General features: G+C 54.3%; 25 protein-coding genes. 6 read left to right on the forward strand and 19 right to left on the reverse strand.

From position 1 onward, the window contains the following. Positions 1 to 14 precede the first annotated feature (14 nt). Complete coding sequence (locus tag ACXAE6_RS16845; RefSeq protein WP_392803292.1) at positions 15 to 461, reverse strand: methylglyoxal synthase; 447 nt, start codon at positions 459 to 461, stop codon at positions 15 to 17. Next, positions 458 to 850, reverse strand: coding sequence for a hypothetical protein (locus ACXAE6_RS16850; protein ID WP_475151437.1), 393 nt, complete (start codon positions 848 to 850; stop codon positions 458 to 460). The genes ACXAE6_RS16845 and ACXAE6_RS16850 overlap by 4 nt, the downstream gene beginning before the upstream one ends. 82 nt (positions 851 to 932) lie before the next feature. On the opposite strand from ACXAE6_RS16850, the gene ACXAE6_RS16855 reads away from it, so the two are divergent. After that, entirely contained in the window at positions 933 to 3,176 is a 2,244-nt protein-coding gene (locus tag ACXAE6_RS16855) for a CHASE2 domain-containing protein (RefSeq protein ID WP_475151442.1), read from the forward strand. 7 nt (positions 3,177 to 3,183) lie between these two features. On the opposite strand, the gene ACXAE6_RS16860 is transcribed toward ACXAE6_RS16855, so the two are convergent. From ACXAE6_RS16860 to ACXAE6_RS16885, 6 genes are all read right to left on the reverse strand, one after another. Continuing rightward, positions 3,184 to 3,879, reverse strand: a complete 696-nt coding sequence (locus tag ACXAE6_RS16860) for an aspartate/glutamate racemase family protein (RefSeq protein ID WP_475151447.1) — start codon at positions 3,877 to 3,879, stop codon at positions 3,184 to 3,186. A 142-nt stretch (positions 3,880 to 4,021) separates the two neighbouring features. Then, positions 4,022 to 6,196, reverse strand: coding sequence for a catalase/peroxidase HPI (gene katG / locus ACXAE6_RS16865; protein ID WP_475151454.1), 2,175 nt, complete (start codon positions 6,194 to 6,196; stop codon positions 4,022 to 4,024). 295 nt (positions 6,197 to 6,491) lie between these two features. Next, entirely contained in the window at positions 6,492 to 6,929 is a 438-nt protein-coding gene (locus tag ACXAE6_RS16870; protein ID WP_475151457.1) for a DUF6314 family protein, read from the reverse strand. Positions 6,930 to 6,941: 12 nt separating this feature from the next. Beyond that, positions 6,942 to 7,295 carry a hypothetical protein gene (locus ACXAE6_RS16875; protein WP_475151463.1) on the reverse strand — a complete coding sequence of 118 codons (354 nt, stop codon included), beginning with the start codon at positions 7,293 to 7,295 and terminating at the stop codon, positions 6,942 to 6,944. A gap of 1 nt (position 7,296) precedes the next feature. Beyond that, a complete protein-coding gene (locus ACXAE6_RS16880; RefSeq protein WP_475151465.1) occupies positions 7,297 to 7,518 on the reverse strand; it encodes a hypothetical protein in 222 nt (73 codons plus the stop codon). Between the two features lie 129 nt (positions 7,519 to 7,647). Further along, positions 7,648 to 7,896 (reverse strand): DUF1127 domain-containing protein, encoded by a 249-nt coding sequence (locus ACXAE6_RS16885; protein WP_475151468.1) that lies wholly within the window; start codon positions 7,894 to 7,896, stop codon positions 7,648 to 7,650. Positions 7,897 to 8,003: 107 nt separating this feature from the next. Between ACXAE6_RS16885 and ACXAE6_RS16890 the strand changes: the two genes are divergently transcribed. From ACXAE6_RS16890 to ACXAE6_RS16900, 3 genes are all read left to right on the forward strand, one after another. After that, positions 8,004 to 8,942 (forward strand): LysR family transcriptional regulator, encoded by a 939-nt coding sequence (locus ACXAE6_RS16890; protein WP_475151477.1) that lies wholly within the window; start codon positions 8,004 to 8,006, stop codon positions 8,940 to 8,942. A 45-nt stretch (positions 8,943 to 8,987) separates the two neighbouring features. Next, positions 8,988 to 9,890: a DUF5694 domain-containing protein gene (locus tag ACXAE6_RS16895; protein WP_475151483.1), complete on the forward strand. Its 903-nt coding sequence runs from the start codon at positions 8,988 to 8,990 to the stop codon at positions 9,888 to 9,890. 130 nt (positions 9,891 to 10,020) lie between these two features. Further along, positions 10,021 to 10,995 carry a questin oxidase family protein gene (locus ACXAE6_RS16900; RefSeq protein ID WP_475151488.1) on the forward strand — a complete coding sequence of 325 codons (975 nt, stop codon included), beginning with the start codon at positions 10,021 to 10,023 and terminating at the stop codon, positions 10,993 to 10,995. Positions 10,996 to 10,999: 4 nt separating this feature from the next. Here ACXAE6_RS16900 and ACXAE6_RS16905 read toward each other — a convergent pair whose 3' ends face one another. Next, entirely contained in the window at positions 11,000 to 11,824 is an 825-nt protein-coding gene (locus ACXAE6_RS16905; RefSeq protein ID WP_475151495.1) for a cupin domain-containing protein, read from the reverse strand. Positions 11,825 to 11,950: 126 nt separating this feature from the next. Here ACXAE6_RS16905 and ACXAE6_RS16910 point away from each other — a divergent pair, with 126 nt between their 5' ends. Continuing rightward, positions 11,951 to 12,376: an organic hydroperoxide resistance protein gene (locus ACXAE6_RS16910; protein ID WP_475151499.1), complete on the forward strand. Its 426-nt coding sequence runs from the start codon at positions 11,951 to 11,953 to the stop codon at positions 12,374 to 12,376. A gap of 68 nt (positions 12,377 to 12,444) precedes the next feature. On the opposite strand, the gene ACXAE6_RS16915 is transcribed toward ACXAE6_RS16910, so the two are convergent. The 7 genes from ACXAE6_RS16915 to trhP all read right to left on the reverse strand — a co-directional run bounded on the left by ACXAE6_RS16915 (position 12,445) and on the right by trhP (position 17,079). Continuing rightward, positions 12,445 to 12,813: a hypothetical protein gene (locus ACXAE6_RS16915; RefSeq protein WP_475151503.1), complete on the reverse strand. Its 369-nt coding sequence runs from the start codon at positions 12,811 to 12,813 to the stop codon at positions 12,445 to 12,447. A gap of 28 nt (positions 12,814 to 12,841) precedes the next feature. Continuing rightward, positions 12,842 to 13,348 (reverse strand): GNAT family N-acetyltransferase, encoded by a 507-nt coding sequence (locus ACXAE6_RS16920; RefSeq protein ID WP_475151506.1) that lies wholly within the window; start codon positions 13,346 to 13,348, stop codon positions 12,842 to 12,844. Between the two features lie 85 nt (positions 13,349 to 13,433). Then, positions 13,434 to 13,838: a fosfomycin resistance glutathione transferase gene (gene fos / locus ACXAE6_RS16925; protein ID WP_475151511.1), complete on the reverse strand. Its 405-nt coding sequence runs from the start codon at positions 13,836 to 13,838 to the stop codon at positions 13,434 to 13,436. 50 nt (positions 13,839 to 13,888) lie between these two features. After that, a complete protein-coding gene (gene pip / locus ACXAE6_RS16930; RefSeq protein ID WP_475151516.1) occupies positions 13,889 to 14,851 on the reverse strand; it encodes a prolyl aminopeptidase in 963 nt (320 codons plus the stop codon). A 67-nt stretch (positions 14,852 to 14,918) separates the two neighbouring features. After that, positions 14,919 to 15,452 carry a GNAT family N-acetyltransferase gene (locus ACXAE6_RS16935; RefSeq protein WP_475151520.1) on the reverse strand — a complete coding sequence of 178 codons (534 nt, stop codon included), beginning with the start codon at positions 15,450 to 15,452 and terminating at the stop codon, positions 14,919 to 14,921. Positions 15,453 to 15,520: 68 nt separating this feature from the next. Continuing rightward, entirely contained in the window at positions 15,521 to 15,775 is a 255-nt protein-coding gene (locus tag ACXAE6_RS16940; RefSeq protein WP_475151524.1) for a YfhL family 4Fe-4S dicluster ferredoxin, read from the reverse strand. Beyond that, positions 15,775 to 17,079, reverse strand: coding sequence for a prephenate-dependent tRNA uridine(34) hydroxylase TrhP (gene trhP / locus ACXAE6_RS16945; protein WP_475151528.1), 1,305 nt, complete (start codon positions 17,077 to 17,079; stop codon positions 15,775 to 15,777). Before trhP ends, ACXAE6_RS16940 begins: the two co-directional genes overlap by 1 nt. A gap of 231 nt (positions 17,080 to 17,310) precedes the next feature. On the opposite strand from trhP, the gene ACXAE6_RS16950 reads away from it, so the two are divergent. Then, the gene (locus ACXAE6_RS16950; RefSeq protein ID WP_475151534.1) at positions 17,311 to 17,787 is read left to right on the forward strand and encodes a hypothetical protein; all 477 of its coding nucleotides are present in this window, start codon (positions 17,311 to 17,313) and stop codon (positions 17,785 to 17,787) included. Here ACXAE6_RS16950 and ACXAE6_RS16955 read toward each other — a convergent pair whose 3' ends face one another. The 3 genes from ACXAE6_RS16955 to ACXAE6_RS16965 are packed head-to-tail and all read right to left on the reverse strand — an operon-like array spanning position 17,788 to position 23,197. Next, complete coding sequence (locus ACXAE6_RS16955) at positions 17,788 to 19,140, reverse strand: sigma-54-dependent transcriptional regulator (RefSeq protein WP_475151538.1); 1,353 nt, start codon at positions 19,138 to 19,140, stop codon at positions 17,788 to 17,790. Continuing rightward, positions 19,137 to 20,975 (reverse strand): sensor histidine kinase, encoded by a 1,839-nt coding sequence (locus ACXAE6_RS16960; protein WP_475151542.1) that lies wholly within the window; start codon positions 20,973 to 20,975, stop codon positions 19,137 to 19,139. The genes ACXAE6_RS16955 and ACXAE6_RS16960 overlap by 4 nt, the downstream gene beginning before the upstream one ends. 50 nt (positions 20,976 to 21,025) lie before the next feature. Continuing rightward, positions 21,026 to 23,197, reverse strand: a complete 2,172-nt coding sequence (locus ACXAE6_RS16965; protein ID WP_475151548.1) for a TRAP transporter permease — start codon at positions 23,195 to 23,197, stop codon at positions 21,026 to 21,028. Between the last annotated feature and the right edge of the window lie 15 nt (positions 23,198 to 23,212).

Raw genomic sequence — 23,212 nt, forward strand, 5'->3', positions numbered from 1 at the left:
GTCGCACTCCGGGCTTAACCGGCCGGCGTCACCCTTTGGGTATAGATGGAAAAGTCCGGCTTGTTCGGATGGTAATCGCCGTACAGCAACGGCGAATGAATCATGTAATCGGCACTGGCCTGATTACAGGCCACCGGAATGTTGTACAGCGCAGCAATACGCAACAGCGCTTTAATATCCGGGTCGTGCGGTTGTGGCTCCAATGGATCCCAAAAGAAAATCAGCAAATCGATTTCGCCTTCGGCAATCTTGGAGCCAATCTGCTGATCGCCGCCCAAAGGACCACTGAGCAGTTTGGTGACCGAACGTCCCAAACCCTGCTCAATCAATTTACCGGTAGTGCCGGTGGCATAGATGCCCAACTTCGCCAGCAATTCACTGTTGGTTTGCGCCCAGGCCACCAATTCTTTTTTCTTATTATCGTGCGCCACCAAGGCAACATTACGGTCTGTCTTAGTCATTCGGGCCTCCCGGCGCCTTGTCCAGATTGGGTGATTGATCGCATCTTATACCACAGCCAAAGCAACACAACGGCGAGCACCAGTCCTGCCAGATTGGCAAAGCCATCGGCAATGCTGAACAACCGATAAGTGGTCAAGCCCTGTGCCACCTCAATCAACCAACTATAGCCCCACAATGCTGGCCACACCGCCGCGCGACCCGGCCAGCCAAGACCCGCCACTAGACCCAGAGCCCCCCAGCCCAACAGATGATTGAGCTTGTCGTTAGACGAAAACTCCGGATGCTCCAACGGCAATAATGACAACACCGTAACCACCAATAACAACACCACAAACAACCAACGATAACCGCGCACAACCACCTCAATAACGCCAAAACAGAGCGCCACTCTAATGCAGCCTGGTCAGGGGACAAAGCGCCACGCTTGGCTTATGCTGCCTACTGATCGAATGCCGGAGCCTGATTTCGACATGCCCTTAGCACTGCGCCCGTTAATATCCCGATACGCCTTGCGCTGGGGCGCTTTGTTGCTGGGATTGATGATCACCTTGTCGCTGGCGGGTTATCACCTCTTTGTGGCGCGCTATGATCAGCATTCCTTTATCCAACGGCTCGATTACCTGTTCTACGACTGGCGCTACCAACTGCTCAACAGCGGCGACCGTTTTGACCGCGCCGATGACCACATCGTGATTGTCGATATCGACGAAGCCAGCCTCAAAGCCGAAGGTCGCTGGCCCTGGCCGCGCGATAAACTCGCCACCCTGACCCGGCAGTTAACCGAGGCCGGCGCCGTGGTCATCGGCTTCGATATTCTGATGTCCGAACCCCAGGCCAACCCGACCCGTCAGTTACAGCGGCAGGCGCTGATCGAAGGCAATACTGAGTTGGCGGAATCCCTGACACCTTTTATTGCGCTGACCGAATACGACCAGATTTTGGCCAACAGCTTTGCCGAGATCGACGTGGTGCTGCCCTTTTTATTGCAGGACGACGCCCAGCTGCGTATCGGTGAATTGCCCGCACCGGTCTATCAATTAACACCAGAGCAAACACAGCGATTACTGGTCGTTGCAGCTCAGGGTTACGCCGGTGCGGTCGATGTTTTGCAAAACGCAGCGGTGACGGCCGGCTCCATCGTGCCGACCATCGATGGCGATGGCACCTTGCGCTCCGCGCCTTTGGTGACGCGTTTTGAAGACGGGCTCTATCCATCCCTGGCGCTGGCGATGGGCTTGACCTACTACTTTCTCGACGGCATTGATCTCGACATCGTGCCGTTTAACAGCCATCTGGATGTGATCGATCGGCTGCACTTTGCCGACAAATCCCTGCGTGTCGATGCCGGCCGGGTACTGGTGCCCTACCTCGGCCCGCAAGGTCAATTTCCCTACGTTTCGGCCACCGATGTCATCCACGGTACAGCCAATCCGGATGTGTTCAGCAATGCGCTGGTATTGATTGGCACCTCATCGGTCGGCTTGTCGGATCTTCGGACCACCCCGGTCGGCACCCAATTTCCGGGCGTCGAAGTGCACGCCAATCTGCTCAATGGCCTGCTCGTCGGCAACTTTCCATTCACCCCGGATTATGGCGACACCATGACCGCCATTCTGCTGATTATCCTGGGGGTTATTTTCTCATTGATTTCCAGCCGGCTGGGACCACTGGCACTGGCTTTAGCAACCGCTTTGTTGCTGATCATTCTGATTGCCGTCAACTTTTCCCTGTGGATTTATCAGCAGATGGCATTGCCGTTGGCGAGCAGCGTTCTGTTAACGCTGGCGTTGGGCACGCTGCATTTATTGGAAGGTTTTTTAAGCGAACGACGCCATAAACAACACGTCACCAACGTCTTTGGACAGTACGTTCCCAAAGCGCACATTGAACGCATGCTCAGTAACCCGGAAGCCTATGGTTTCGAAGGTGACAACCGCGAAATGACGGTGCTGTTTTCTGATGTGCGTTCGTTCACTACTATTTCTGAATCCTTAAGTGCCACCCAACTCAAAGACCTGCTGAATCGTTATTTCACCCCCATCACCGCGGTGATTTTTAATCACCAGGGCACTATCGATAAATACGTCGGCGATATGGTAATGGCGTTCTGGGGCGCGCCTTTGGAAGACCCCGAGCATCCACGTCATGCATTGGAAGCAGCGGTGGAAATGATCGCCACTACCGAAGCGTTAAACCCGGAATTACAGGCTCTGGGTTATCCGGAAATTCAGGTGGGTATCGGTTTGAATACCGGGCCGATGAACGTCGGCGATATGGGCTCGACCTATCGCCGCGCGTACACCGTGCTCGGCGATGCGGTCAATCTGGGATCGCGCCTGGAAAGCCTGACCAAGTTTTATGGCGTGAAAATACTGATAGGCCCACAGACCCGGGCAGCGATCGATGACTGGGCATTTCGACCCATTGACCGCATTCGCGTCAAAGGCAAAACCGAACCGGTCGCCGTATTTGAACCCTGGGGAAAACTGAGTGAGATAACGGCCGATCAGCAAGCCGAGTTGGATGCGTTGGAGGCAGCCTACCAACGCTATCTGCAACAAGACTGGAAGGCTGCGTGCGCTGCGTTTGAACAACTCAAAACACAGAGCGATCACCCCAAGCTATACGAGGTCTACCTGGAGCGTATCGCCATTCTTGAACAAGAGCCTCTGCCCGAAGACTGGGACGGCAGTTTTACCCACACCAGCAAATAAATCGCGGTTATTCACTCAACATGAAATCGACGGCCGCCCGGGCATGAATCGCTGTGGTATCGACTAAGGTGACGACGGTATCGGCCTGCTGCACCAACAAACCAATTTCAGTGCAACCCAGAATAACCGCCTCGGCGCCGTCTGCGACCAAGGCATCAATGATGCGTAAGTATTCCTGCTTTGACTCCGCGTCTGTTTTGCCCAGACAAAGTTCTTGGTAAATAACGCGGTGCACAATGGCGCGATCAGCTTCGTTGGGCACCACCACATCCAATCCAAATTTATCGGCCAGCCGGCCCTTATAAAAATCCTGCTCCATGGTAAAGGCGGTGCCCAATAAACCGACCCGGCTGACACCCTGCTTCAGCAAAACCTCAGCGGTGGCATCGGCAATATGCAGGATAGGAATGTCGAGGGCGGCTTCGACCTGCGGTGCCACCTTGTGCATGGTATTGGTACAGATCAACAGCGCTTCGGCGCCGGCGTTTTGCACCTTGATTGCCGCTTCACTTAACAAAGACGCAGTCGCGTCCCAGTCACCGGCGTGCTGCAGTTTTTCGATGGGATCGAAATCGACGCTGACCATAGCGATCTGCGCAGAATGCAAACCGCCAAGTTGAGCCTTCACGCCTTCGTTAATCGCGCGGTAGTAACCCACCGTGCTTTCCCAGCTCATGCCGCCCAATAAACCGATGGTTTTCATCCGCTCTCCTCACACCCTGATGCAATAGCAACAACTGACATCCTAGTACAACACATTTTCATCACCCTGTGATGCCGCTTACTAGACATCCAACAAAAAAAGCGCCAGGAATTCCTGACGCTTTTTGCAATGCTCGATGCGCTTACTTCAGATCGAACCGATCCAGATTCATCACCTTGTCCCAGGCTTTGATAAAGTCATCAACAAAGCGCTTCTCAGAGTCAGCGCCAGCATAGACTTCACAGATTGCCCGCAACTGAGCGTTAGAACCGAACACCAGATCGTTGCGTGTACCGGTCCACTTCTGTTTACCGGTTTTACGATCTTTGCCGACAAATTCTGACTCATCGGCATCGGTGGATGACCACTGCGTATCCATGCTCAGCAAGTTGACAAAGAAGTCGTTGCTCAGTTTGCCCGGACGATCGGTAAAGACACCGTGCTTGCTGCCACCGTGGTTGGCATCGAGCACCCGCAAGCCACCAACCAGAGCCGTCATTTCCGGCGCGGTTAAGGTCAGTAACTGAGCGCGGTCGACCAGCATGTCTTCGGCGCGTACCGCGTACTTTTTCTTCTGGAAATTGCGGAAGCCGTCAGCAAAAGGTTCCAGCCAACCGAAGTTTTCTTCATCGACCATATCCTGCGTCGTATCCATCCGCCCTGGAGTAAAGGGCACAGTTACACCATGACCGGCATCCTGAGCAGCTTTTTCGATGGCCGCGACACCGCCAAGCACAATCAGATCCGCCATCGACACCTGCTTGCCTCCGGTCTGAGCGCTGTTGAACTCACTCTGAATGACTTCGAGTTTTTTCAGCACTTTTTCCAGTTGCTTGGGTTCATTGGCTTCCCAGCTTTTCGCCGGCGCCAGACGGATGTGTGCACCATTGGCACCCCCGCGCATATCGGAGCCACGATAGGTGGATGCCGACGACCAGGCGGTTGCCACCAGCTCCGAAACCGACAGTCCCGTTGCCAGTATCTTTTTCTTCAACTGAGCGATGTCGCCTTCATCCACTACCGGATGGTTCAGTGCCGGAATCGGATCCTGCCAGAGCAGATCTTCCTGCGGCACTTCCGGGCCGAGATAACGCGTTTTCGGACCCATATCGCGGTGCGTCAGTTTGAACCAGGCGCGGGCAAAAGCGTCGGCAAACTGATCTGGATTTTCATAAAAACGGCGCGAAATTTTTTCGTAAGCCGGATCAAAACGCAGCGATAAGTCGGTCGTCAGCATCGTCGGTTTGCGTTTTTTCTTGGAGTCAAAGGGATCGGGAATAATCTCACCCGCATCCTTGGCGACCCACTGCTTGGCACCGGCCGGACTGGTGGTTAATTCCCACTCAAAACCAAAGAGATTTTCGAAGAAATTATTACTCCATTGCGTCGGTGTGGTGGTCCAGGTAACTTCCGGGCCACCGGTAATGGCATCGCCGGCTTTACCGCTGCCGTGCGTACTCTTCCAGCCAAAACCCTGGTCAGCCATGCCGGCCGCTTCCGGCTCAGCGCCGACCAAGGCCGCATCACCGGCACCGTGAGTTTTACCGAAGGTGTGACCACCGGCAATCAACGCAACGGTTTCTTCGTCGTTCATCGCCATACGCTTAAAGGTTTCGCGAATATCCACTGCAGCTTTCAACGGATCGGGATTGCCATTCGGGCCTTCCGGGTTTACATAGATCAAACCCATCTGCACCGCAGCGAGCGGATTTTCCAGATCACGGTCTTTGGTATAACGACCATCGTCGAGCCATTCTTTTTCCTGACCCCAATAGATGTCTTCTTCCGGCTCGTAAATATCTTCGCGACCACCGGCAAAACCAAAGGTTTTAAAGCCCATGGATTCCAGCGCCACGTTGCCGGCCAGAATCATCAGATCGGCCCAGGAAATGCGGTTGCCGTATTTCTGTTTGATCGGCCATAACAGGCGACGCGCTTTATCAAGGTTGGCGTTATCCGGCCAGCTGTTCAGTGGCGCAAAACGCTGATTGCCCGTACCGCCGCCGCCACGGCCGTCCTGCACGCGATAGGTGCCGGCGCTGTGCCAGGCCATACGAATCATCAGGCCACCATAGTGACCAAAGTCGGCCGGCCACCAGTCTTTGGAGTCGGTCATCAGAGCGTGCAGATCGGACTTCACCGCCGCCAGGTCGAGCTTTTTGAATTCTTCAGCGTAATCAAAGTCCGCATCCATCGGATTGGACTTGGTGGTGTGCTGATGGAGGATGTCCAGGCGCAGTTTTTTCGGCCACCAATCCTGGTTGGTGGTACCGCCGCCGGCAGCATGGTTAAACGGGCATTTATTGTTGTCAGTCATGATTCGCTCTCCTGTGGGTGTTTGCGTTTTCACGAAACAACTCTGTCGTGGCTGATAGGTATAGACGACGGACCGCCAATCATTCCAATTTATGATCTTTAAGCAGGTGATAGCTTTTAACTTTAACGTCAGGAGAGCACCGGCATAGCTGCCTTCAGACGATGTTCGCAGGCGAAAATGGCGGACGGATGACACTGATGTCATCGGATTTTTTACAAGAAAAGGCTATTAAAAAGACCGGATAGATAAAGAGGTTGTCTAATCGCTGCGATGGTATCGACACAAGCAAGCCGTTTCAGCGCTCAAACACCGTGGTGATTCGATAATCCTTATGCGGCCCGACCACCTGGAAACTCAGTTCAAACCGCTCGGCCGAATAAAATACAAAACGACCATCATAGTGATCAGCAATGCACAGATGATGCGAGGTCAGCTCGTGAGCGCGCTCAAAATCGAACGCCAAAAACAGCTCGCCAGTACTGACGCCATCGGCGAAATCGATGGCCAGTCCGGTATCCGTCTGGCGATACAAGTAGGCTCGTTGTGCACGAATCGGCTGACCGTTCGGGCCCGGCCAGGATAGTTTTTCCAGATAATCCAATTGATGGCTGTGACCGGTAGTATCAGCAAATTCTGCCGTTCCAGTCATTACAGGTTGATCGCTAACCTCGCGCTGCAATCGCCAATGGCCACGAAAGTAATTCAGCCATTGGTCGGCTCTTACTTCAAACATGACAACTCAACATCATTCATCCCGGCAGTAGCCATCACCTGGTTCAACATTCAGACAGTTTTCTTTATCCATTAACCATTTCATACCCGTGCCCTCACCATCGGTAGCACGAATGGTGGCGGTCTCGCCATTCATATCAAAACGAATATCGTCACCCTCGGCAACACCAACATAGTCTACCGGGCCATCCAGATTGGCGATCGTTAGTTGAAAGCGCTCGGGCCCACCGGCAATGTCCAGATAGGTGCCTTCCGGGCCCCACCAGCGGCCTTGCCAGTTTAAGTCCCTCGAGGATGAATTCATCGTTTCAGCACAACCGGCAACGATAAATCCGAGCGTCAGTATCACAGCTTTGCGCAACAACACATCAACCTCTCGTATTACTTTGGGCAACGGCCTGGATCAGCATTAAGGCACTGGCTTGGGCAAGATAATAATCCCGATGATTACCGAGATCGGACTGGAACCGGGAGCGGAGCTGATAATAATGCTCAAGCAATAATTGGACGTCGCTTAGAGAATTCTGCTTTAAGGAGTGTTCCATGCGCTGAACAGTTTCGCGCACTTGCTCTTCGGTCGGTGGCGTCATTTCAGCTCCCACTGTTGACTGATGCATTTATTCTACGGAGCTGAGAATAGGCTTACTAGCTTGAAAGGACTCTGTCGCTGCACACCAAAAAATAATCAGTAACGGGCGACAGAGCCTGAACCGTACCCATCATTCCTTCCAGAACGGTTTACTGGCTTCACGGCGCAAAGTTCCCGGGGTCAGGCCGGCGTCTTTCTCCACCCGACGAACATCCATAACAATCAGTTCAGTGCGCAAGCGCGCACGGGATTCAGAGCGGCGGTGCCATTCGGTGAGGGTTGCCAAAGCTTGTTTGAAACGACGCACCAGGGTGGAACGACCCTGTTCAACGGCGTCGTCAACGCTCGCTTTAGCGTTATTCAGCAATGCAGTGTTCATAGTGTGATCTCCATGAAATATGAATTGAGTCAGACCTGCGATTGCTATTAAAGTGCTCTATAGTGGCTTTATCCATCAGTCTTTGGCGAAAGAGGCGTTCGTAAAACATGAACATCAACAACATCAAGCTGGATAAGCTCCGCTCCTTTGTTCTGGTGGCCGACGAGGGCAACCTGACGCGCGCCGCCAAGCAGCGCCATACCACGCCTTCGGCGGTCAGCGAGCACTTACGTCAATTGGAAGATCAGTTCGGTGTACCGCTGTTCGATCGCTCCAGCCGCGGTATGGAACTGACGCCGGAAGGTCGCAAGCTGCTGCCACCGGCGCGCCAGGCGTTGATGCAGATTGCCGAACTCGATGAGATTGCGCGCTCATTACGCACCGAAAAACCAACCACTTTATTGCTCGGTCTCAATGCGCCGCCGGAATATCTGAAGGTCGATCAACTGCTGCGCCAGGTGGCGCGTGATCTGCCCGAAGCCCAGCTGGAACTGGTGACCAGCAGCTCTTATATGATTGCCGACCAGGTCCGTGAAGGTAAGCTCGACCTGGGCTTTATGTATGGCGACCCGCAGCACGAAGCGGTGTTGCCTATCCGCCTGGCCGACATTGAATTCTGCGTCGTCGGCCCACCCGATTGCGGCCACGTAGCCCTACCGCCCAGCGCTGAAGAGCGTCGCAACCTGCCGTGGATCTGGGCCTCATGCAACTGTCCGGTCTCACATCTGATGCCCGGCATCATTGGCTTTGATCGCGAACAGACCAAGGTGGTGTCATCGTCGGAGGACGAACACGTCACCCTGTCGATGATTCGCGCTGGCTTAGGTTATGGCGTGGTCGAAAAGGAACTGTCGCAACACTGGGAAGACCGCGGCAGTGTGCGCATTATGAAAGACAAACCGATCACCGCCGGTCTCAATCTGGTGATTCGCCGCGATCGCAAAGATCGCAAAACCCTGGCGTCTGTTATTGCGCTGGCCCAGTCACTCTGGGCACCGACTGCAGTTGAGCAAACAGCCGACCTCGATGAATCGGTTCACGCCTAAGTCTGCCGTTTGGTGCTCTGAGGATTCTTAACTAAGGAGAAACTGATGTACTCCCGCTTTTCCAGCGCTCTGCTGATTGCCCTAATTATTTGCCTGAAACCCGCGGTCAGCTTCGCAGACCAACCCATTCAAATCATGTTGCTGGGCGTCGATCATCTACGCCAACTGTACAACGACACACCAGAATCCGATGTGTTCAGCGTTAAAAAACAAGCCGAATTAGCGGCCATTCGCGACGACCTGGCCACCTTTGCACCACAGCAAATCATGCTGGAAATCGACCGCAGTGACCAAGCGCAATTAAGCGCCAATTACCAAGCTTATTTAAACGGCGATATGATCGTTAAAGGCCAATCCTACGGCCGCAGTGAACGATATCAACTGGGTTACAAACTGGCACAAACACTGGGTTTAAACGACCTGACCGCCGCCGATTTTTACGACTACACCCCCCAATGGGCCTTAGACAGCGGCAACAATATAGAGCGTTACCAGACCGCATTGAGCGACTTGCAAGGCAATATTCGCCCGCTGATTCAAGCCGTGCAAAACGATGAACTATCGCTCTACGACTATCTGGCACTGATGAACCAACCCGAAACCATCAGCTTCACGCATCGTATTCTGTTCAATACGCCCGCCTATGTGATGCACGGTGATTTCAGCGAAGAAGCCAAAGCACAGATCAACATGGACGGCATTAACACCGACTATATTGGCGCCGAATTTATCGGGCTGTTTTACCAGCGCAATCTAAATATTTATTCCAACATTCTTAACGCTCAAATCGACTCTGGTGCGCAACGGGTATTGGTTATTTTCGGCCAACTTCATGTTGGAGTATTACAGGAACTGTTCGCCAATAATCCCAATTACGAGATCGTCTCGCCGCTGGACTATCTGCACAGCGACGAAGCCGAACGCCTGGCCGCTTCATTCAGCGGGTAATAATCACAGCCTGCAACAGCGACAACCGTCTTATTATTGGTTGTCGCTATCGCCCTATTTTATAAATACTGATACTTATTAAATCTTTCTGGGCGTCTACTAGGCTGATCACAAGCCGGAGAACTCTCTGATGAAAGCTCTGCCCATCGACCACCCCGAACTGGCCAATGGCCTCACCAACCACGAGCCCATGGTGATCAGCGCGCTCAATGAACTGGGCGCCAGCCAGGCGCAACTGTTAGATTATCGGCAACAAAAACGCGCCGACGTAGCACCCATTACCGAACCGGCGACCGACATTTCCGACGATACCGTTTTGCAAGGCTGGCTGGGCCGTAACGCCAATTACGCGGGTCTGTATCGATATTTTCACCAGCAGTTACAACAGACTGACCTAAGCGCCGTCATCAACCGCTACCTGCCTGGCCTGGCCGACGGTTTAGCCAGCCGCGCCTTTCATCCGCTGATCCGGCTCGGCCACGCCGTGTACGATCGCAACAACGAAGAAGTCGCTGCCGCCCTCGCCTACTGGGTGTGGGCCTACCAATCCTTGCCTTACCCCAACGCAGATCAGCCGACCGATAAAACACCAACTGAGGTCTTCCCCACCTTATTGAACGCGGTGGACTGGCCTGAGCACCGCATCGACGGCGGCCCGCTTATCAGCGACGACTTTCTTGCCGTCACCCGTCTGCCGGCCTATCAGCAACTGCGCTTTCAACTGCACCCGCAGCAACTGAAACTGAATGCGCTAAGGCAACTCGCGATCCAGGCTTACTGGATGCACGACGATTTCACTCTCTTGCATGGTGTCACCAGTTCGCTCGCTATCGAACGCCTCAGCGTCTGGCTGGAACGACCGGAGGTTTTGCTGGAGCCATACTGGAAAGGCCTGGTGATTGCTTGGTTATCGAAAGGAATAAGATGGCGGGAAATGGCATGGCCGAGCGAGCCTCCGGCGCTGTCGGTTGAGCAATTGCGCCAGCGCGCAACGCAGAGCATAAACGACCACACCATTAAATTGGTCGCCGCCTGCCTCAGTCTTTATCAGCACAGTAAGGATGTGCTCTATCTGCACGCCGCCCAGCGGGCACTGGAGAAATAATGGTTTACGCCAATAACGACAGCCATTGGCGGGGCGACACTCCACACTGAGATTTGAACGCCCGCGACAACGCCGCTTCACCGCTGTAACCAACCTCGGCGGCAACAACAGCTAACGATCGTCCCCGGCGCAATGACTGCTGCGCCAGCCGAATCCGCCAGCCCTGTAGATAAGCGCCCATGGTCACGCCCACCACCGCCTTGAAGGTATTGGCAAACACACTGCGCGACATTCGCGCCTGCTCCGCCAGCGATTCCAGCGCCCAGGCATGAGCCGGGTTTTCATGCATCGCAATCAGCGCATGACGCAGTTTAGGATGCGCCATACCGGCCAGCATGCCGCTGTCGACCTGATCGGTTTCCATCAGGTAACGCACCACCTGAATCAGCACTGCTTCGAACAAGCGATTGATTAATGCCTGTCGTCCACAGCGCTGGTCAAAAGCCTCTTCAAACAACAATGCCAATAATGCATCGGTGCCAAAGAGACTCGACAAAGGCAGACAAGTGACCGCCGGCAAGGCATCTGCCAAAGGGTTACTGATACCACCATCGAAATGCAGGTCGGCGCAAACCAGCTCGGCCGGGTTGGTTTCATCGGCGATAAACTGCCGACTGAGCGCACGCGGATAGAGCAGCAGGCTCGGCTCATGAACCTCTAAATCGGCCAGACCGGAATGACGCACCTTCAAACGCCCGGACTTAACCAGATGCAACTGCCCCACGCCCTCGCCCGCGGGAATGTCCTGCACGCCACACAAGCGACCGGAATGAAACAGGCTGGCATGGACGGAGAACCGGTCCAACAATGCCTCCAAACGATCCGCCATAAGAACAATCTCGCCCTATCGATACTTAAAGTTAAGAAATAAACACTATTTGAAACTTATAGTATTGAAGATCACCTAAAATACCAACCTCATTCAACGCAAGCCGACAGGCTTAGGAGCAATACAATGGCGATCGAAAAAGTACTCTATAACGCTTATGCAACCGCAAACGGCGGCCGCGATGGTCGTGCCGTCACCTCCGACAAGGTGCTGGATCTTGCCTTGTCGACCCCCAAAGAACTGGGTGGCGCCGGCGGTGCCGGCACTAATCCGGAACAACTCTTTGCCAGCGGTTATTCCGCCTGTTTCCTCGGCGCACTGAAATTTGTCGCCGCCCAGGACAAGATTGCCTTGCCGAGCGACACCACCGTCAGCGCCCGCGTCGGCATTGGCGCCATCGACACCGGTTTCGGCATTGAAGCGGAACTGACCATCACCGTACCGGGTCTGGACAAAGACAAGGTCGAAGATCTGGTGGCACGCGCGCACATCGTCTGCCCTTACTCCAATGCCACCCAAGGCAACATCGATGTAACCCTGTCGGTTGCCTGATTCGGGCACAAAAAAAGCGCTCAACCGAGCGCTTTTGATTTTTTAAAACCTGATCGTGCTCAGCGTTTTCAGTAATGCCATTCACCTTGTTCGCGCACCAACACATCCGACTCGCCACGCAGCACTTCCAGCAAACCAGACTCGTGTACACGATAGTGATAATCGCCGTTGTCAAAGCGATAGCCCAAAAACCGGCAAGGCGAACCATCGGCACAGAGAGTATGCCAAGTTGCACCGCGCAGCGTGATGGCATTGCCCGAACGCTTGGAAGTACCCTGATAAGTCACCTGATCGCAACTGACATTGCCTTCGGCGCAATGGACGGTGATAGACACGCTGTAGTGCGGTGTCTCTAAAGTGCTTTGCCGTCCGTCTTGTGCCTGAGCGGTGCCTAGCGCCAAGCAAAGCAGAACGAATAACAGAGCGTGATTTTTCATGCTAATAACCTTGCCGTTTTGCGGCCGCTTAAGAACCTAGGCGCGCCATCTGATAGACATCGACCAGTTCACCGTTGCGGAAGGCAAAGTCTTTGCTTTCACCTTCAATGACAAAACCAAACGCTTTATACAAAGCGATGGCCGGTTTGTTATCGACGTAAACTTCCATCTCAATCCGCGTGAGATTAAGCCAATTGTCCGCCAGGTTGAGCATGGCTTCCATCAATGTCCGACCCACGCCCCGGCGCAACGAATCGGCGCGAACGCCCATGCCGAAAGTGCCGGCGTGACGGCGGCGCGGCTGCACATACTGCTGCAAACCCAACTGCCCAACGACCTCGCCATCAAGTTCGGCCACCAGGTTGTAGCTGCTTTGATTGGGTTCAGCCAAACGCTTTTCCCAGGTTCGCAACGCAGGAAACGGCAGTTGTAGTGTGCTACCGAAAGCTTGCTCGCCGGCATAAATGGCATGAATGGCGGCGGCATCGGACAGCTCGGCATGGCGTACGGTGATGAAAGGTTTAGACCCCGTCATTGTGTTGCTCCTTCAATACAAACCGGAATAATCGATACAAGTGTGATAACCATCGACACTCAAAATCCATGAAACGACTCAATGGCTAATCATTGAGCCACTGCAACCCCGAGTACGGATGTTGCGCCAGACTTTTCAGGCGGGTTTCCAAGTTACCGACGTGTAACTCCAATTTGTGACCATCCGGGTCCAGAAAGTAAAAAGAGTCGCCTTCGCTTTTATTGATCTTCCATTCGACAACGCCTTCGGCCCGCAATCGCTCACAGCAGGTCGCGAATGCTGACTCACTGACACTAAAAGCCAGGTGGGTGTAATCCGTCTTGGCACTGGGCTCATCAACCGATAAGCACAACCACAGACTGCCGACACTGAGGTAAGCACCACCATCCCAGCGCACCTGGGCGGGGAAACCCAGAGTGTGCCGATAAAACGACAACGACCGGTCCAGGTCACTCACCGCCAAGGTAATGTGATTCAAATCGCCGATCATAAATCCTCCTAATTCACCCGGTTCGACACTTCGTGAGGACTCGGTTTGGGTTAGTCGGCAAAACCATCGGTGGCAGCAACGAGCAGTCTCAAAATTTCCAGCTCGCCCATGGTGTGACCGGCGGCTTCGACGATGTGCAATTCGGCCTCGGTCCATTGTTTCGATAAATTCCAGGCGGTGCGCAACGGGCACGGCATATCGTAACGGCCATGAACGATCACGCCGGGAATGCCAGCCAGTTTATGCGCATCGCGCAGCAACTGCCCTTCCTCCAACCAACCCGCATTCACAAAGAAGTGATTTTCGATACGCGCGAAGGCGAGCGCGAAATGATCGCCGCCAAAATCTTCTACCCGGTCCGGCGCGGGCAGCAACGAAATGGTCGAACCTTCCCACTGGCTCCAGGCTTTGGCGCAGACCAGTTTTTCGGCTTCGTTATCGCCGGTTAAGCGGCGATGGTAGGCCGCCATCATCTGGTCGCGCTCGGCCTCGGGGATGGGTGCAATAAAGTGTTCCCAGCGATCAGGAAACATTTCCGAAACGCCGTACTGGTAGTACCAATCCAGTTCGGCTTTGGTGAGCGTATAGACGCCGCGCAAAATCAATTCACTGACGCGTTCCGGGTGAGTTTCGGCGTAGGCCAGCGCCAGCGTAGAACCCCAGCTGCCACCGAATACCTGCCATTTTTCCACGCCACACAGCTCGCGCAGACGCTCAATATCGGCCACCAGATGCCAGGTGGTGTTGGCGTTCAGGTCAGCGTGCGGTAACGACCGACCACAGCCGCGCTGGTCGAACAACAGCACATCGTATTTGGCCGGGTTGAAGACGCGGCGATGGTCGGCATCGCAACCACCACCCGGACCTCCGTGCAGAAAAACTGCGGGTTTGGCACCGGGCGTGCCGACGCGCTCCCAATAAATTTGATGACCATCGCCGACATCAAGCATGCCGGAATCGTAGGGTTCGATGGGTGGGTAAGCGGTTTGATCGAAGACGTTGTTAGCGGACATGACGCACCAGAACATGAATTGCGAAAATGGATACTAGCACGTCAACTGAGCCGTTAAAGCCAACCGATCACAACGCATGCAACGCCAGGAAATGCTGCCGTTCCACGGCGTAGATATCACACAGCTTGCCAGCCACTTCCTGCTGGTGGCTGAAGCTTTCACCCACCCGCAGCGCCAGCTTTTGTGAGGCCAGATTGTCGGGGTGAATCAGGCTGATCAATCGTTCGAGTGGCAGTTCGTCAAAAGCCCAACGCATGGCAGCCACGGCGGCCTCATAAGCGTAACTGCGCCCCCAGAATTCCGGAGCGATCCCCCAGCCAATTTCAATACCTGGCCAGCCCGGTAAATTCAACAGCCCCACTCGGCCAACAAGACGACCGCTGTGTTTTTCCTCGACCAACCAAAGGCCGTAACCGAGCAACTGCCAGTGCCCCAGAATGGTGGCCATCACGCGCCAGCTTTCGCCGCTGTCAATGGGCACACCCTGACCGAGGAAACGGATAAAGTCGGCATCGGCGTTCAGCGCCGCAAAGCTGTCGGCATCGCTTTGCGTGAAGGCTCGCAAGCGCAAACGTTCAGTTTCAAGAACCGGAATATCCATGGCAAATCTCTCAACCTGGTTGCTGTTGTAAGCGTGCATCATAGTCATTATTCAGACGCGGCTACCACTCAAACCAAGCCTTGCAGTGCGACGAACTTATCGAACAGTTCAGCTTCGCTTTCTCTTTGCTGGGGGTCGGGCACAACACAACGACTGATCGGGCACACCGACTGGCAGGTTGGTGCGTCGTAGTGTCCTTTGCATTCAGTGCACAATTTCGGATTAATTTCGTACCGCAGCTCACCCATACTGATGGCTTCGTTCGGGCACTCCGGTTCACACATATCGCAGTTGATGCAGCGCTCGTTAATCAACAGTGCCATCAGGCTGCGCCCTGAATTTGCGCCTTACGAGTTGTCTGGCCCGGTTTCAGGTTGCGCATCAGTAAGGCGTAGTCCAAATCAATGTCTTCCGGCAGTGAGATAAACACTCGGTGACCACTGCCTTTGGCGTCATCAATTTCAACGCCCTGGGCATTGCGCATCACTCTGAGCGTGAAGGTGACGTTACCCTGGGGCGTCATCAATTCCAGACTGTCGCCACTGCAGAATTTGTTTTTGACGATAACCTCAGCCCAGCCATCGCGACGCTCACCACTGAACTCGCCAACGAACTGCTGTTGTTCAGATAGCGAATGGCCATAGTCGTAATTCTGATAAGCATCGTGCGTATGACGGCGTAAAAACCCTTCGGTATAACCTCGGTGCGCCAAATTCTCGAGTGTACTCATCAGGTTCTCGTCGAAGGGTTTACCGGCAACGGCATCGTCGATGGCCCGGCGATATACCTGAGCGGTGCGCGCGCAATAATAAAACGACTTGGTACGGCCTTCAATTTTTAATGAATGCACGCCCAGTTGGGTTAAGCGTTCAACATGCTGGACCGCACGTAAATCACGCGAATTAAAAATGTAGGTGCCGTGTTCGTCTTCGAAAGCGGTCATGGTTTCGTCGGGTCGATTGGCCTCGGTAATAAGTACCGGTTCACTATGAAACGAGCCTTCGCCCAGCGTTGGCTCAACCACTGCCACGATCTGACCAGCGTCATCTTCCTGACCAGGTTCAACCGAATACGACCAACGACAGGCATTGGTACAGGTGCCCTGGTTCGGATCACGCCGGTTCATATAACCCGACAACAAACAGCGCCCGGAATAAGCCATGCACAGCGCGCCATGAACAAAGACTTCCAGTTCAATATCCGGACAATGTTCGCGAATATCGGCAATTTCATCGAGCGATAATTCCCGCGATAAAATTACTCGCTCAATACCTTGGCCCGCCCAGAATTTAACCGCCGCCCAGTTCACCGCATTAGCCTGCACCGACAAATGAATCGGCATTTCTGGAAACGCCTCGCGCACCATCATGATCAAACCCGGGTCGGACATAATGAGCGCGTCAGGGCCCATTTCTACCACCGGTTGCAGGTCACGGATAAAGGTCTTCAATTTGGCGTTATGCGGCTGAATATTGCACACCACATAAAACCGTTTGCCCTGTACATGGGCTTCATCGATACCGATTTTCAGGTTGGCGTGATCGAATTCGTTATTGCGCACCCGCAAGCTGTAGCGCGGCTGACCGGCGTAGACCGCATCGGCGCCATAGGCGAAGGCGTAACGCATGTTTTTCAGGCTGCCGGCGGGGGACAGGAGTTCAGGGATAAAGGTATTTTTTAACAGCACTGCTAGATCGACCGGAATATTAGACAATGCTATTTAAAGCGAACTGCCGGCTGAGCGTACTGATTTATATCAACCTTAGATTAGCTTGACCGCCGGTCTAAAACGCCGCTATGTTGCCACCAAGGCAGTAAAAGGGTTCAACCAGTGATGAGCTTGTGGCAAAGACGTGCCTTGGCGGTATTAACTCTTGGCGGGGCCTGCATCGGCATCGCATCGGTTTTGCAAGTATTGATTTCCAATCGCAATCCCGTCATCTGGGCGGCACTGCTGCTATATTGTCTGTACTACGGCTGGGGAGTCTGGCTGGGTATAAAATTACTTGAACGAAGCTCAAATGCACCCGCCCAGCTCCGCCGGTTTTGGCTCTTTCAGGTGCCGTTATTCAGCTCACCTTTTCTGGGGTATTTTATTTCTACCGGTTTTTACTTAACCGCGACGATGGGATGGGAACCTTTCCGTCTGATGGTGAATTTTCAACTGGGCAGTAGTTATAGTTTCTCGATCAACGACAGCAGCCAGAACTCCCTCATCGGTTGCAATATTTTCGCACTGGCCATTGTTATTTGGTTAGCCAAAACACTAAAGAACCGATCTGATAGCGACGATCCAGTTCAGCCTGACGTCGATAACGAAAGCAAGGCTGAATGATCAGTCTTTGAATTCAGATTTATCCAACCCATGCTTACGCATCTTGTCGTACAGCGTCTTGCGCGCCAGACCCAAACTCACCATGGTGTCTTTGATCGAACCCTGGTTATCGCGCAGTGCTGACTGCAACAGTGAACGTTCAAAACCATCCATCATTTCCGCCAGCGTGCGGCGGTTGGCAACTTCTGGTTGAGTTGGCTCATTGGCTTCATCCAAGGCCGCCGCGCCCATCAGTACATAGCGTTCAGCCAGGTTACGCAGTTCGCGCACGTTGCCCGGCCAGGAGTGATGTAACAGACGAGCGGTCTGATCCGGCAGCAAGGGTACGCTTTCGCGATCGTAACGAGCAGCGGCGATCAGGGCGAAGTGATGGAACAGCAGCGGAATATCTTCTTTGCGCTCGCGTAGCGGTGGAATCTGTAGTTCGACAACGTTGAGGCGATAATAAAGGTCAGCGCGAAAATCGCCGCCGTCGCTGAGTTTTTTTAGATCGGTTTTGGTCGCGGCGATAATGCGTACATCGACATCGATGGTGGTATTGGATCCGAGTCGCTCAATCTTGCCGTCTTCCAGCACACGCAATAATTTGACCTGCAAACCCAGCGGCATCGACTCGACTTCGTCCAAAAACAGTGTGCCGCCGCTGGCGTGTTCGAAGCGGCCGATGCGCTTTTTATCGGCACCGGTAAAGGCACCGGCTTCGTGGCCGAACAGTTCACTTTCAATCAGATTTTCCGGCACAGCGCCGCAGTTAACAGCGACATAGTTGTGATCGGAACGCGTGCTGTTTTCGTGGATATAACGCGCCAGCGCGTCCTTACCGGTGCCGGTTTCGCCGTTCAGTAACACCACGGCTGAGGTATCGATCACCGGATCGAGTTGTGACATTAACCGCAGCATACCGGCGCTTTCCCCCAGCACCCGCGGACCGGGACGCGCAAAGTGACGCAGCCGTGCTTTCAGCTCACGGTTTTCCAACGCCAACTGACGTTTTTCGCGTGCTTTTTTCAGCAGCTCAATCAGTTCGTCGTGATCAAAGGGCTTTTCAATAAAGTCATAAGCACCTTCCTGCATGGCGGCAACTGCGGTGCTGATATCGCCCTGACCAGTGAGAATAATCACCGGAATGGCATCGTCGATGGTGTGCACCGCGCGCAAAACATCCAGACCATTCATGCCCGGCATATGGTAGTCACACAGCACCACCAGGTTTTCGTCAGCGGAAAGTTCGGCAATCGCGGTCGCGCCATCGGAGTAACAATCGACCGGCAATTCTTCCAGCGCCAGCGTCTGCGCCATCACCTGACGGATGTCGGCTTCGTCGTCAATAAAGACCACAGCTCGTTGACTCATGCGGTGCCCTCTCGCTGCGTCAGCGTCAAAATAAATTCGGCGCCCTGTCCATCGGCGCGGTTCTGGCCAATCAAGCGGCCACCGAGCGCATCAACAATCTGACGCGATATCGATAGCCCCAAACCCAGGCCTTGCTTCATCGATTTGGTGGTAAAAAAGGGTTCAAATAATTGTTCGGTATTGGCCGGTAAACCCGAGCCATTATCACGCACCCGGCATTGCCAAGCACGACCATGATGCTGCACATCGATGGTGATTTTCGGTTGTTCGACCGCTTCGGTAGCTTGCACCGCATTGGCAATCAGATTCACCAACACCTGCTCAATGCGGATTAAATCGCCGTGCACCCAGGCCGGTTGTTGCGGCCGGTGCCAATCGAACTGTACGCCTTCGCTGTTATCCTGAGCACTGATAATTTTCAAAGCACCATCGACCGGCTGACGCATATCGACCGGGCTGGGCGGGCCTTCGGACTTACGCGCAAACACTTTGAACTGGCGCGTTAATTCCGCCATGCGATCGCACAATGCAACAATTTCACTGAGGTTGGCATCGACGGTTTCACGGTCACCGCGTTCCAAAAAACGCCGACTGTTACGAGCGTAGGCTTGTATCGCCGTCAGTGGTTGATTCATCTCATGGTTCAAACCCGCCGACATCTGACCGAGCACTGCCAGCTTGGCCGCCTGAATCAATTCCTGCTGAGTTTCGGTTAATACCTGTTCGGCTTTTTCACGCTCGGCGACTTCGGCCAGCAACTGCTGGTTGGAGTTTTCCAGGTCCGCAGTGCGTTCGGCAACGCGTTGCTCCAACTGTTCACCGCGTTCGGCCAATTCCGCTTCGCGACGATAGCGTTCACGTAAATACAGCCAGGTTAAAAAACCACCCAGAAATAACACCGTGCCGGCGATTAAAAACTGCAGCTGGGTAAAGAGCACCGGCTCGGTTCCGATCAATACGCGCAAGCGCCAATCGAGTTGTGGCAAAGGCGTTTCAACACTGAGGTACGGCCGGGCGCTGTCACCGGCGCCAATCAACAAACGTTCCGACAAGTCACTCACGCCCAATGGCCGGCCCTGATCGACAATGCTCATCGCCGCCAGTTCTTCGTCGTGGTAACGACGATCGGCAAAAATTGCGCGGCGGCGCGACTCACTGATGGGTTCGAAAGCGCGGTATAACCAGGCAGGTCGGCTGGCTAAGAAACTGATGCCATCCAGATCCAGCACCACCATTTCCGATTCGGTAAAAGCCGCCGGACGCTGCCATTGGTCTTCCAAATCGGTGACCTGAATTTTGATGGCAACCACGCCCAAGGCCTCGCCGGCATCGTTTAATACCGGATGCGAAAAGTACAGACCGCGCTGATCGGTGGTGACGCCTAAGGCAAAATAGATGGCCGAATCGGCCGATGACATGGCCTCGTGAAAGTAAGGCCGGAAGGCAAAATTACGACCGATAAAACTGGTCGGTAATTGATAATTGTTGGCCGCAATGGTCAAGCCGCTGCGGTCCATCAAATAGACATCGGAACTGGCAACAATGCTGGCCATCTGCTGCATTTCTTCGTTGGCTTCAAGCACTAGCCGTTCGCTGTCCGGGTTCTCCAGTACCGCCAACATCAGTGGATGTTGCGCCATCAATTCGGGAATGGGTCGGTAGCGATTCAGTTCGTTGGCGACCAACTGACTGTAGCGAAACGATTCCTGAATGCTCTCACGTTCGAGCAATCGATAGCCGGCCCAGGAACCAACCACCCAGGACAGTAAACAGGTGCTGGCAAAAAGCACCAGCACCCAGAAACGATAGTTCGTTAAGTAGTGTCTCAGCGACATCCGTTAACCCGGTCAGGCTGCGACAATCGTCGCAGCCATAAGAAGAACGATCAGGCCTGAGGCGCTAATCGGCCACCCCGGGCTTTCTGGATAAAGAAGGCAGCGACGGCAATCGCCAGGCCTGCCAGGTCAGTCACAATACCACCTTCAATCATGGCGAAGGCAGCGACCATCAACAAGATGCGCACCGGCCAGTTGGCCGCCAGACGCATAAACCAGCCTTGCACACCACCCGACAGCAGATAGACGCCAAAGGTGGCAGTGATCAAAGCGCGGCTGATGGCGAACCAATCAGCATTCATCAACAGCGCGCCATTGTAGAAGAACATAAAGGGCACGATGAAGGCCGCCAGACCAATTTTGAACGAAGCCGTCGAGGTTTCCATGGCGTTGGCACCCGAAATACCAGCGGCTGCATAGGACGCCAGCGCAACCGGCGGCGTAATCGCTGAGACAACCGCGAAATAGAACACAAAGAAGTGTGCCGTCAGCGGATCAATGCCCAGTGAAATCAGGCCCGGTGCCACCACCGATGCGGCCACCGCATAAGCGGCCGTGGTCGGCATACCCATGCCCAACAGGATGGAGATGAACATGGCGAAAATTAGCGCCAGCAACTGGCTGGTTTCGGCCAGGCCGAGCAACAGCGAGGAGAACCGTGCACCGACACCGGTGAGTGAAATCACACCCACGATGACACCGGCGCAAGCACAGACAGCGATGATCTGAATCGACATCACACCGGCCAGCTCCAACGCCTTCAAAATGGAACGAATGCCCATCTTGTGCGGGGAAATCCAACTCACCACAGCGGCAGAAACCGTGGCCAAAGTACCGGCGCGAATCACCGAGTAACCCATAAAGAGGGCGACGATCAGAATGATGATCGGCGCGAACAGGTAGACCTGTTTGACCAGTTTACGGAAGCGCGGAATCTCGTCTTCCTTCATACCGCGCATGCCCAGCTTGGCCGCTTCGAAATCGACCATAAAGTAGACCGAGGCGAAGTAGAGAATGGCTGGAATTAACGCAGCAATGGCGATTTCGGTATAAGGAATACCGGTAATTTCCGCCATGATAAAAGCACCGGCGCCCATGATCGGCGGCATGATCTGCCCGCCGGTTGAGGCCGCGGCTTCCACCGCACCGGAGGATTTTTTCGAGTAGCCGACTTTCTTCATCAACGGAATGGTCAGCGAACCGGTGGAGACCACGTTACCGGCGCTGGTGCCGTTGATCATGCCCATCAAACCTGAGGCAAAAATGGCCACCTTGGCCGGGCCACCGCGCGCACGACCGGCCACGGCAAAGGCGAAATTCACGAAGTAATCGCCCACTTTCGAGGCCTGCAAAAAGGCCGCGAAAATGATGAACAGAATAATGTAGGTAGAAGACACTGCGGTGGTCGGGCCCAACACGCCAGCATCGGTATAAACCTGGCTGAAGAAACGCTGCACCGACAAACCCGGGTAACCCAAAAAGCCCGGCAAATAGGGGCCAGCAAATACATAGCCCAGGAAAATACAGGCGATGATCACCAGCGCCAGACCAGCAACGCGGCGCGTCAATTCCATAATCAACGCAATGCCGGCAACGGCAGCAAAGGAGATACCGACCGGCGCAAAAGAAGTACCGGTACTCATGCGCAGCGGCGTGTTGTACATCAGCAGGAAATAACTGGCAGCGGCGATGGCGCAGATCACCAATTGCAGATCCGGCCAGGAAAACGCCGAGCGGCGGCCGCGATGGAACCAGCTCAAAATAATGCCGCCAAAGGTTGCGGCGATCAGCGGCCAGCCATAGAGGTTGGCTTCAATAGCCGGATCGATGCGCAGGGCACCGCCGGAAATCATCTGAGCCATGGCGCCGGTTTGGTAGAGCGCAAACAGCGCTGGCAACATCAGGACGCCGGCGACGATGGTGGTCCAGCGGCGCGGAGATTCATCATCGGCACTGAAACGGGTGCCGGCATAAAGCAGAAAACCGAGAATCAAAGCACCGCAGATGTGAATGATGCGAAAGGTCCAGGTTTCCAGCGGGGCAATGTTCAGGGTGTAGAGGTGAAAGCCCGAAAAAATCACCGCCAGGGACATCACGCCCCAGAACACCCAGCCTTCAAACAAGCGGCGATTGGATTCGATGGTTTCGTCGTCAACGCCTTCAATCACCAGGCCATCATCGACGGCTTCACTGGTGGACGCTTGGTAATCTTTATCAGTCATAACGGCTTCTCAGCG

It is taken from the genome of Saccharospirillum sp. ABV4_185 (genome assembly GCF_056159245.1).